Here is a 10,978-nt window from a genome sequence, read left to right as displayed (position 1 = left end):
GTTCGGTTCCTGACCCCTGAAACACTCTGTCGCATAACAAGACATCCTCGCCGCTGAGTCTGCGCGGACACCCTCTTCCTCACGCCGAGCGGACGTCTTCCCACCTCTGTTCGGGACAGCAATGATGCCGTTTGTACCTCGTCGTCGTGCACGGACGATGTTGCAAAATAGGACACTCGCTGCGGCATCCGACGCCCTACCGTTCTCGAGTACGTATTCCATGAGGAGTACGCGCGTCGTTTCATGACCGTATCCCCCGAGGAGTGACCATGGCCCTGTTCGCTGTTATCTGGTCGTACACCACTGACGCATCCGTCAAAGAGGCCGCCCATGCCGACCACCTGGTCTTCGTCAAGGACGCGGCCGCCAAAGGCGTGCTACAGGAAGCGGGCGCCTGGGCCGACGGAGCCGGCGCCCTGCTCGTGTTCAAGGCGGACAGCGAAGACGACCTGCAGGCCCTGCTCGCCAAGGACCCCTATGTCACGCAGGGTGTTGTCGTCGACCAGACCATCTACCAGTGGAAGCCCGTCATCGGACCCCTCGTGGGAATCTGACGATGAAGCGGCATGCCTAGCTTCTGTTGGTCACAGCATGCAGCATTTTTGCAGTGGACCAGACGATGGGACGCACAGAGTGTGCATTCGACGAAGGCGCGGATCGTATGTGAGGCCAGGAATTGCGTCACGTGACGTCCTGAGGCGCCCGTCGATACATGGTGGAGTGAACGCGCAGACGGAGATGCAGCCGGCCGATCGAGTGCTCGCTTGATCGGGTCCAACCAAATCCACGGGTTCGAGAGACAATCAGCGCAGGGTGAGACTGTCGATCCACACAACCGACGTGTCAACGGAAACCGGTGTGACACGGCACTCTTGGAACAGATTTCTTTATCCTTGACGTGGACGCTACGCCGGAAGTCAGCCACGACTGTTCCCGCGCCCTCACACTCGGTTTCTATGCCCCCACCGCCCTTCAGAATGTCGCGCCCAGCGATCGCCGGGTCCTCGAAGCCTTCGGGATACCTGGGCGGGAGATCCGGGAGGCTCTGGCCAACGGAAACTGGACGTGTTCAGTAGGTGTGCGCGGATGGTGCACGGCGAGGCCTTGGCCACCCAGCACATGGTCGAGACTCGCGCAGGAACTGTGCTCCACGCTCCGAAGCCGCTGAACGAGCATCCAGAAATGATGGGGTGGCAATGTCGCGCAGTAGTGAACAGTACTGTTACATATATTGATTGAGCAGGTATCTTCCGTCGACAGTCATGCGGTCCAGAAACAGCGAGCTACCTGTTGACGGTTCGTCTCATGAGTATCCACCGAAAGCCACGTGTCGGCCGATGGTGCGTATGCGGCATGGGCGAGGCGGCGTGCCTCCGCCACTGGGCACGGGCAGATCCCACCTGCTGCCTGCGCTCGGGCTGCCGGGACCCTGCTTCGGTGATCAAAGGCGATGATCGAAGCAGGGTTCTCCGTCCTCGATAGAACACCCCCTTCGCTGGCGAGCTGTTTGCAGTATGTCGACGTAGCGACGGATCGCCGCAGTGCGCGCTGTGGTGTTCGTAGTGGCCCATCCACGACGGGAATCGCTGACGCCGGTCAGAGTCGTCCTACCGATACCCATCGAAGTGTACGTTGCTGTCGTCGGCTCCGTATCGATGTGCTTACCCGGATCCGGCTTCATATCTCCAGTGAGAGAACGTATTCGCGCCGATTCCAAGGAGATCGAACACAGAGTGATCCGAGCTCGCCGTCCCGTTGCCGGAGATGGCGCTGAGTCAGTAACGACAGGAGGTCGTCCACACGATCATATGACAGGGGTCGTAGTGAAGGAGTAGATGCACGATGACCTTGTCCGGTCCGAACCTCGGGGTAATGCCTTCGGTTTGTCGTTCTCAACCTGAGTCCGGTTCCGACACCGCACCTGTCCATACGGCGGCGTCCCAGCGGAGCAGGACGGACGCCGCGGACCCGCGCACAGTTGTATCGAACATCAATCCAGGAGAAGCTGAGTCGAATTCGGATATTCGGCGAGAGTCGGAGTTCGATGCTGCAGGGTTTGTCGAGTTCGCCGAACGTCACCTCGAGTGGCTCGATCGGGTCGACAGTGCCGAAACCACAGCATGGCGCGAGGTGAGGTCCCGCGGTGGTCGGATATACACGTGTGTGCCTATGAACCCTGATGCTGAAGTCACCGAGCCGATCTGTATCGACCTTTTCAATGGGGACTTGTTGACATCACCGGCGCGTGAACACATTCAGGTTGCCACTTCTTCGCCGGCGATCAGGAAAACCTACGATCGCTGTGTCGCCACGATCGAGGCCGAACTTCCAGCCTATGACGTGCCCGATGCACTCGGGTTCTCCACGATACTGAACACCTATTTCGGGTACGCCTGTCAGACCGACCTGATTTCCCTCCTCGCGCGTATCCCACCTGCAGTGCGCCCGAATCCCGCATAAGCACCGGGGTCGACTCGGCCGAGATCAGCCCTTGGACCCGATACTTCTGCGGCAGTCCTACTCACATTGCCGGGCTGCCCTTGTAACCGACGTTCGCAGTCGCGACTACCGAAGTCGACTTGCCGTCGTGAAACTCCTCGAGCGTGGTCACATTGCACGCCATGTACAGGGTGCGGAGATCGTCACCGCCGAATGCACAGGTGACCGACCAGGCCCCATCGATCGCAACCCTGTCGGTGATCTCTCCTCCCTCGACAACTCGGTAGAAGCCACTGTCCGACTCGAGGGTCAACGCGTTGCCGAACCACACACCGCCGTCAGCGTCGAGTGCGATGCCATCCGGGTGAACGGAATCGTCGAGCTGGGCCCAGATTCGTTCGTTGGCCAGGCTTCCGTCTTCCTGGATGTCGAACGCCGTGATGCAGTGCCGCCATGTCTGGGCGGTGAGAAGAACTCTGTCCGGGGTGATCGCCATGCCGTTCGGGAACAGAACTTCACCACCGACGGGGTTGACGGAGCCGTCTGCGGACACATGGACCAAGCGTGTTGTCTTCGGGTCTTCCTCCCCGAGAGCGAAACCGAAGTTTCCGACGTACGCATCACCTTTGCCTGTGACGATCATGTCGTTGCCGATGCCGCCGGCGTACTGGCTGAAGTCAGCGTGCACCGACTGTGTACCGTCAGGCTCGATCCGCACGACGGTTCGATCCATCTGTGACACGACGAGGACCGAACCGTCATCCAGGAAGCCCAGTCCCGATGGCGAGCCTTCGACCTCGACGACGTCGGTGTACGAACCGTCGGCGTTGAACGTCTTCACCGTCTTGCTGAAGAAATCACTGGCCCAGAGCTTGCCATGGTGCCAACGAAGACCTTCGAGGAACTGGTGACCGGTCGAGAAAACGGCCGAGCGGTGCTCTCTCATGATGTTCTCCATCCCGCCGCGAGGGATTCGCGGCGATGGTCATTGCTCGAGGAATGAAGGGTGCTTGTGTCCGGTGTGTCGGGTCCACTCAACGGTGGGCTGTGCCTTTGGCGCGGTCCGCCGCGAGCTCCCGCAATTTGAACTTCTGGATCTTCCCGCTTGCCGTCCGCGGCAACTCGTCGACGACGATCAGGCTTTCCGGGAGCTTCTGCCGTGCGATGTTGCGTTCGATCAACCATCCGGTGAGATGCTCGAGCTCGATGTCGACTTCGGCCTCCGGTACAACGATCGCGCAGACTCGTTCTCCGAGGACGGGATCCGGCGATCCGACGACCGCGACGTCGGCAATCATCGGATGGGCGAATAGGTGGTCCTCTACCTCTTTGGCACTGAGATTCTCGCCGCCGCGGATGATGATGTCCTTCTTGCGGCCGACGATCTCGAGGTAGCCCTCGGTGTCGAGACGTCCGAGGTCACCGCTGCGGAACCAACCGTCCGCGGTGAACGCACTGTCGTTGAGCCGGTTGTCGAGATATCCGAGGAACATCTCCGGCCCGCGCAGCAGAATCTCGCCGGGAATCCCTGGGGTCACGTCCTGCATGTCGTCGTCGACAATTCGGATCTCCGCAGACTTGATTGCTCGGCCATCTGTCGTTGCTCGTTTGGTCAAGGGATCGTTGCGCTTGCCGGCCGATGCCGTCGGAAACTCCGTCGATCCGTAGACACGCGCAACCAGTGCATCAAGGGTGTCGGTGGCCTCGATGACCAGGTCAGGGGGAACATCGGCGCCACCACAAAGGAAGTTCCTCATCGAGGAGAGGTCATGTGACGAGCCGGACGGGTCGTGGACGATCCCGTGCAGGAACGGAGTCGCAGCGACCGTCGTGGTGCAGCGGTACTCGTCGATCAGACGCATGCCCGCCTGCGGACTCCAGACATCGAGCAGTGCCACGCCGCTGCGCAGCATCGGTGGTAGCTGGATCCCGTACAGGATTCCGGTGATGTGTCCGACCGGCGACGGCATGAAGATCACATCGGATTCGCTCAGTTCGAGAAGGTCGGCGATGCTGCGGTTCTCGTAGTTGAGAGTGTTGTGGCTGTGCATCGCGCCCTTGGGATCGGATGTGGTTCCCGAGGTGTACAGCAGTAGCACCACATCGTCCGGTGAGCGGTCGACACGGTTCAGCTTTTCCGCACCGTCGACGAAGGCGTCGTACCGAATGCCGCCGGCTGGGCTCCCCTCACCGACTACTACGACGGTAGGTGGTTCGTCCAGTTCACGAGCGATCTCGCAGGCCATCGCCGCGTAGTCGAAGTTCCGGAAGACCGACGGGACAAAGACGATTCTCGAAGCAGACTGTCGCAGAATGAACGCGGTCTCGGTATGCCGGTAGATCGGGATGATCGGGTTGCTCACAGCACCGATACGTATGGCAGCCAGATGGACCACGCACGCTTCGATCCAGTTCGGTAACTGCCACGAGACGACATCGCCAGGCGCAATGCCATGCGCTTGCAAGGCGCTTGCCAACGCGTTCACTGCTGCGTCGAACTCGGCGAAGGTCAACGATCGGGTTGGCTCGGCGAGTGCCATCCGGTCCGGTACCGCGGCGGCTGCGGTCGCCAGATAGTCGTCGATGAAGGCGCCGTCCCAATCCCCGGACGCCACGTAGTCGCGAGTGGGAGCGACATTTCCACCTCGTGGGATCATCAGACCGCCTTCGCCGTGCTTGCGTGTTCTGTGGTCTGCGCCAATGCTGCCGCACCGACCATCTCTTCCAATGCCCGGGTATCGCCGTACCAGGGCCGTAGGGCGAGCGCTCGTTTGTAGAACCAGTGCAGATCGACCTCGGCGGTGAATCCGATTCCACCGTGCACCTGGATCGCGTCCTGGCAGACCTCGACGGCCACTTTGGAAGCGTGCGCCTTCAGCACGGCTGCGTCGACCGCTGTCGGCGCCTCGCTGTTCACCAAGTCCGCGAGTACGGAATCGCAGAGATTCCGGACCGAGGCGGCATGTACATGCATATCGGCGATGATGTGCTTGATCGCCTGGTAAGACCCGATCGGGCGACCGAATTGCTCACGCTCCTTCGCATAATCGATCGTGGTGCGTAAGCAATGGGCGGCGATTCCACTCAACTCACATGCGACGAGCGTTCTGACCCACGAACGGATCTCTTCGATCAGCCTCGGCGCTGCAGACGGATCAGCGAGCGGCGTGCCGGCGACGTCGTCCAGACCAACCGAGGCGAAAGACGAGAGCGGGTCTGCGTTGGCATCGGCCTGGATCATCTCGAGGCCTCCCGCATGGGGATCGACGAGCCATAACTGCTGATCATCCGAAACGACGACCAGCTGCGTCGCATCACCACCGAACCGAACGAGGTGACAGCGTCCGAAGAGTCTGCCGTTGCGGACGGTGATCGATCCGCCGTCCCAGTCTCCGGTGGCGTGCGGATCGACGAGGGCCAACTGTCCGTCACCGCTCATCGCTGCCTTGAACGCTGCGCGGGCGGTCTCCGGTGCATCAGCGGCCAGAACAGCCGGAAGTAGCGAGTTCTCCAGCAATGGCCCCGGTACCAGGTACCTGCCGTACAGGGTGAACAACGGTCCGAGCGACGCCATCGGAAGCCCCAGCCCGCCGAACACCTCGGGTACAGAGGTAGCGAACACTCCCATCTCGCCGAGAACACCACCGAGCTCGGTGACCCTCCTCTCCGAGAGCACTGCGCGTCGGGTGGCGGAATCGTAACTGCGAGCGAGGAAGTCTTCCAGGCTGTTGGCCAGTTCTGCAGTAGTGGTGTCGTCAGCCACGAGGGAGTCCTAGCAGTCGTTCCGAGATGATATTTCGCTGAATCTGAGAGGTGCCGCCATAGATGGAGGTCGCCCGCGAATAGAGGTGGTCATGTGCCCACCGATCTGATGCCAGCCCCAACGGCCGACTTTCCTCGACGGCCCGGTATGGACCGAGAAGCTCGGCGATCTCCCCGAAAATTATCTGCTCGACCTCGTTGAGCAGAAGCTTGTCGACGGAATCCTCCGGAGTCGGGACCTCTCCCGCAGCGAGTCGCGCGACCGTTTTCTGCGTTTGCGCGCCCAGGACTTTCAATGCAACGTGTGCCTTGCCGATCGCTATGCGTACACGGCGTCCGAGCCCGGTTTCCGGCGCGGGAAGCCCATGATCTCGAAGCGCAGCGACGGCGTCTTCGAACGCGACCTCGTAATCGACTCGCCGGCGCAACGTGTAGGCGGCGCGCTCGATGCCGAGAGTGTGCGTCGCAACAGCCCAACCGCCGTTGAGCTCTCCGACAAGATTCCGCCGCGGAACGCGCACTTCGTCGAAGAAGACCTCACAGAATTCGCGGTCGCCCGTCATCTGCTCCAGTGGCTTCGGCGTGATTCCCGGCGTGGACATATCCACCAGCAGGTAGCTGATTCCGGCGTGCTTGTGTGCCGCAGGGTCGGTACGAACGAGCAGCGCACACCATTGTGCCTTGTGCGCCCAGCTGGTCCATACCTTCTGGCCGGAGATGACGAACTCGTCACCGTCGAGCACGGCCCGGGTGCGCAGCGAGGCAAGGTCCGATCCGGCCCCGGGTTCGGAGAAGCCCTGGCACCAGATGTGCTCACCGGAGAGCAGCTTCGGTAGGAGTTCTTCTCTCTGCCACTGCTGGCCGAACTCGTCGATCGATGGTCCGACGACGTCGAGGCCGATCAGACCGATAGGCATCGGCGCCCGGGCATAGGCCAATTCTTCAGCGAACGCCAGTTGGTGCAGATGGGACAGCCCTTGGCCACCGGCCTCCTTGCTCCAGCTGATGCCCAACCCTCCGGCTTCGAACAGCACTTGCTGCCAGTCGCGCAGAACATCGAATCGCTCGTCGAGATCGAGGGGAACGGTGGGAATGTCCGCGTCGGCCAGCCACGCGCGGACCCCGGACCGATACTCGGCCAGATCCGTCGTCATCTAGGTCACCTGCCCGTGTAGTGGGGAGTACGACGTTCGAGGAAGGCGTTGACTGCTTCCTTGGAGTCCTCGTAACCGGACAGTTCACCGGTGAGCGACTGCTCGTACTCGTAGCCGGACTCGAGGTCCATGTACTCGATGGTGTTCATACTCAGCTTCGCGAAGCGCAGTGCGGCCGGGCTGTGCCGGGCAAGTGAATCGGCGAGAGCCTGGGCACGAGTCATCAGCTCGTCGTTCGAGACGACCTCGACGATCCCACCGAACTTGTAAATGTCTGCGGCCGGCACCATGTCACCGCTCAGATGCATCAAGCGGACCATGCCTTGTGGGACGAGACGCGAGAGATGCTTGGCGCCACCCATAACCCCCACGTTCACTTCCGGCAATGAAAATCGCGCGTTCTCCGCAGCTACGACCAGGTCACACGAGGCTGCAATGCACAGGCCCGTACCGACAGCCGCACCCTGCACCGCTGCCACCGTCGGCTTCGCACTGTCCCGGATCGAGAAAAAGGCCTCGCGTACCTGTTTCATGCGTGCGGGCGAGTTCTCCGGCGACAGGGTCTTGAATTCTTCCAGGTCGTTGCCACCGCAGAAATGCTTGCCGCGGCCTGCGACGACGACGACACGCGCGTCGGGAAGGTACTTGTCGACATTGTCGAAGAACTGCTTCAGTTCGACGTACATGTCCTGGCTGACTGCGTTGGCCGGCGGGCGGTTGAGCCAGACCGTCGCAGTCGCTCCGGACTCCTCGAACTCGATAAACTCGAACGTTTCCATGCTGGTCCATCCTGTTCTGAACACCGTGAGCAAGCCTGCAGCGTCCGACATTAAGTCTATGAATGCTAATCTCTAGTCGGATGCTTGTCTCGTGAGATGAGAGCACATTAGGGACCTTATCCGCATTTTGTCAACGGATACTAATTTTTCACCCCGCGCGGAGCACAGATGCAGTCTGCGTAGCCGCGCATCTCGCTCCGGATCGGAATGCCCGCTCGTGCACCACCTTTCGTCCACAAGTCGCAATACGCACTACGAAGCCGCAGTGCGGCACAGTAGGCAGCGCGGCAATACATGCAGCCCCCGGCCGGGTCGGCCGCTCCTTGCTCGACCGACCCGCTTCACCACCACAACTTCCCCACACAGCGTCATGCACGTCACAGCACGATGTCAAGGGATACTAACTTCAGGCCCCTGTCCTAGTACCACGCAATGGATCCACATACGTCGACGCAGACATCCCGAGCGGCCGGTAAAGCCCCAGCGGCGCCCAACAATCGTCGAGGACTTCTCCCCTAGCAACGATGATTCGCGAAGAAACTCCCCCCACCGGTGACAACAAGTCATCAAATGCTAAGAAGATCTCCTAAACCGACTCGAACCCCTCTCCTCGATCCCGAGAAGTAGGCCGCTCACCGCTCACGCAACGGCACACGGTCAGCATCGGGGAGAGGCGTGTCCTGAGATCGACGCTGGCGGTCTTTACGCGGCAGCCTGGACGATCCGGTTCTCCGCACGCCCACGAGACCGTCGTCCTCGACCCGTCGAGATTTCGGGCGCCTCGTCGTGAACCAAGAATCACTTGTCGGACGCTGCGAACCGATCAGCTTCCATGCGCTCCGAACGATATTGGGAGGCTATGTAAGGTCTCGATGAGGCCGGTCGGTGGGAGACCAACCCTTGACGCATCCGCGATACGCGGCGGGTGCGAAGAAGTTCGGGGCCGGTCGACGCATTCCACCCGGCACCATTACGGGTCGACTCGGCACACCGTATGCGGGTCTCGGGCCATCCCGGTGGACACCGGTCGCCACCTCGAGATCCCCGAGCCGCCTATGAGCTCAATTAAGTTAGCGATGGTTACCATTAGCGAAACGCTGCACCGTCCATACTTCGAGCCCGAGGCCGGCGGCTCCCCGACCACCGTGACCAACGACCGTGCAGAACACCTACATTCACTACAGTCGCATGGACGCGTCGGGAAGGCGCGGGTACCAGATCATCGCGAACACGAATTAGTGATTCTTGACATATTTTGACGACGGGGGCACCATCGTCCCATTCGGAGAGTGCGCGTTAGCGCTCGATGACATTCGTGAACTCGGGACATCGAAGGGTGCCCGCTGCGGCGTCCGACATCGACTTTGTCCAGAGCTGCGATCGATCAGATGAATCGAACAGCCCGAGGCTTCAGATCCAAGGTGCGAAAGGAATACACAATGGTCTCCCTACTCGAGGACACTCGTCCCGTAACCGAGGAGCTCGACGTGCTGGTAGTCGGCGGCGGGTTCGCCGGCGTCTACGCGCTCGAACGCCTGCGCGCGTTGGGGTTCACGGTGAAGCTGTACGAAGCAGGCTCCGAGGCCGGCGGTGTCTGGCACTGGAATCAGTACCCCGGCGCCCGGGTCGATACCGAGGCCACGGCGTACCAGTTTTCCGACGAGCGCATCTGGAAGGAGTGGGACTGGTCGGAGATGTTCCCCGGTCAGGAGGAACTGCAGGAGTACTTCCGCTTCGTGGTCGACAAGCTCGAACTCGGTCCGGAGATCCACTACAGCACTCGCGTGCTCGCAGCCCGATTCGACACCAGTCGCGATCAGTGGGTTGTCGAGTCCCGCAACGAGAATAGCGGTGAGACCTTTCTGACCCGGGCACGGTTCTTCCTTCCGATGCTCGGTACGGGTTCCAAGAAGCTCATCCCGAACATCGCGGGGCGCGACACCTTCGAGGGCGACATCTTCCACACCGCCGAGTGGCCCACGGGCTACGATATGCGCGGCAAGCGCGTCGCGGTGATCGGCACCGGCGCCAGCGGTGTACAGGTCATCCAATCGATCGCCCCTCAGGTGGAGTCGATGACGGTCTTCCAACGCACGCCGTCGATGACGCTACCGATGTATTCGGCCAAGCTCGATCATGCCGCGAACGAGGAGCTACGCAAGAGCTACCCGAAGTTCTTCGAGTTCCGCAACCAGACGTTCGGTGGTCTCGCCTACGACCTGGTCTACAAACCGACAGCCGAGATGACCGACGAGGAGTTCACCGAAGGACTCGAGAAGCTGTACGCCGAAGGAGGCCTACAGATCTGGCTGGGCGGTTACGCCGATCTGTTCTTCGACGTCGAGGTCAGTAACCGAATCTACCGTTTCTGGCGCGACAAGACCCGCGGCCGGATCAAGGATCCCGTCCTCGCCGAGAAGTTGGTTCCGACCGAGCCTCCGTATCCCTTCGGCTCCAAGCGATGCCCGCTGGAATACACCTACTACGAAGCCTTCAACCAAGACAACGTCGAACTCGTGGACGTCAACGACAACCGCATCGATCACATCTACGAGAACGGCATCGTCACCGCTGATGGTGTCGAGCGCGAATTCGACGTCATCGTCCTGGCGACCGGATTCGACTCGTTCACCGGTGGCCTCTGCGACATCGACATCGTAGGCACGAACGGTGAGACCTTCGGCGAGACCTACGCGAACGGTGTTCACACCCTCCTCGGTCGTGCCACCTCGGGTTTTCCGAACATCCTCTTCGTCTACGGACCGCAGAGCCCGTCGGCCTTCTGCAACGGACCGACCTGTGCAGAGCTCGAAGGAGACTGGGTGATCGACTGCCTGGTCAGAG

General features: G+C 61.1%; 8 protein-coding genes. 3 read left to right on the top strand and 5 right to left on the bottom strand.

Annotation, left to right across the window (positions count from 1 at the left end; all coding sequences use genetic code 11):
* The first annotated feature begins 269 nt into the window (after positions 1 to 269).
* Both AC6CID_RS24670 and AC6CID_RS24665 read left to right on the top strand, forming a co-directional pair.
* Positions 270 to 554 carry a YciI family protein gene (locus AC6CID_RS24670; RefSeq protein ID WP_006550534.1) on the top strand — a complete coding sequence of 95 codons (285 nt, stop codon included), beginning with the start codon at positions 270 to 272 and terminating at the stop codon, positions 552 to 554.
* Between the two features lie 1,288 nt (positions 555 to 1,842).
* Complete coding sequence (locus AC6CID_RS24665; RefSeq protein WP_264722397.1) at positions 1,843 to 2,460, top strand: hypothetical protein; 618 nt, start codon at positions 1,843 to 1,845, stop codon at positions 2,458 to 2,460.
* Positions 2,461 to 2,521: 61 nt separating this feature from the next.
* Here the strand turns inward: AC6CID_RS24665 and AC6CID_RS24660 are convergent, their stop codons facing one another.
* From AC6CID_RS24660 to AC6CID_RS24640, 5 genes are all read right to left on the bottom strand, one after another.
* The gene (locus tag AC6CID_RS24660) at positions 2,522 to 3,385 is read right to left on the bottom strand and encodes an SMP-30/gluconolactonase/LRE family protein (RefSeq protein WP_264722398.1); all 864 of its coding nucleotides are present in this window, start codon (positions 3,383 to 3,385) and stop codon (positions 2,522 to 2,524) included.
* A gap of 88 nt (positions 3,386 to 3,473) precedes the next feature.
* Positions 3,474 to 5,096, bottom strand: a complete 1,623-nt coding sequence (locus tag AC6CID_RS24655) for an AMP-binding protein (protein ID WP_498354634.1) — start codon at positions 5,094 to 5,096, stop codon at positions 3,474 to 3,476.
* Positions 5,096 to 6,202: an acyl-CoA dehydrogenase family protein gene (locus tag AC6CID_RS24650; RefSeq protein WP_039585265.1), complete on the bottom strand. Its 1,107-nt coding sequence runs from the start codon at positions 6,200 to 6,202 to the stop codon at positions 5,096 to 5,098. Before AC6CID_RS24650 ends, AC6CID_RS24655 begins: the two co-directional genes overlap by 1 nt.
* Positions 6,195 to 7,355 carry an acyl-CoA dehydrogenase family protein gene (locus tag AC6CID_RS24645; RefSeq protein ID WP_088899479.1) on the bottom strand — a complete coding sequence of 387 codons (1,161 nt, stop codon included), beginning with the start codon at positions 7,353 to 7,355 and terminating at the stop codon, positions 6,195 to 6,197. Before AC6CID_RS24645 ends, AC6CID_RS24650 begins: the two co-directional genes overlap by 8 nt.
* A gap of 5 nt (positions 7,356 to 7,360) precedes the next feature.
* Positions 7,361 to 8,134, bottom strand: a complete 774-nt coding sequence (locus tag AC6CID_RS24640; RefSeq protein ID WP_264722401.1) for an enoyl-CoA hydratase-related protein — start codon at positions 8,132 to 8,134, stop codon at positions 7,361 to 7,363.
* Positions 8,135 to 9,573: 1,439 nt separating this feature from the next.
* On the opposite strand from AC6CID_RS24640, the gene AC6CID_RS24635 reads away from it, so the two are divergent.
* Positions 9,574 to 10,978: flavin-containing monooxygenase (locus tag AC6CID_RS24635; RefSeq protein ID WP_498354633.1), on the top strand; the 1,405-nt coding region annotated here is incomplete at its 3' end.

It is taken from the genome of Rhodococcus sp. GQ147, assembly GCF_059759155.1.
Note: the sequence above shows the minus strand (reverse complement) of the source record. Positions and strands in the feature narration are given on the sequence as shown.

Coding starts and splice junctions, on each gene's coding strand:
- AC6CID_RS24670 (WP_006550534.1), top strand. CDS start 270: ATGGCCCTGTTCGCTGTTATCTGGTCGTACACCACTGACGCATCCGTC.
- AC6CID_RS24665 (WP_264722397.1), top strand. CDS start 1,843: ATGACCTTGTCCGGTCCGAACCTCGGGGTAATGCCTTCGGTTTGTCGT.
- AC6CID_RS24660 (WP_264722398.1), bottom strand. CDS start 3,385: ATGAGAGAGCACCGCTCGGCCGTTTTCTCGACCGGTCACCAGTTCCTC.
- AC6CID_RS24655 (WP_498354634.1), bottom strand. CDS start 5,096: ATGATCCCACGAGGTGGAAATGTCGCTCCCACTCGCGACTACGTGGCG.
- AC6CID_RS24645 (WP_088899479.1), bottom strand. CDS start 7,355: ATGACGACGGATCTGGCCGAGTATCGGTCCGGGGTCCGCGCGTGGCTG.
- AC6CID_RS24640 (WP_264722401.1), bottom strand. CDS start 8,134: ATGGAAACGTTCGAGTTTATCGAGTTCGAGGAGTCCGGAGCGACTGCG.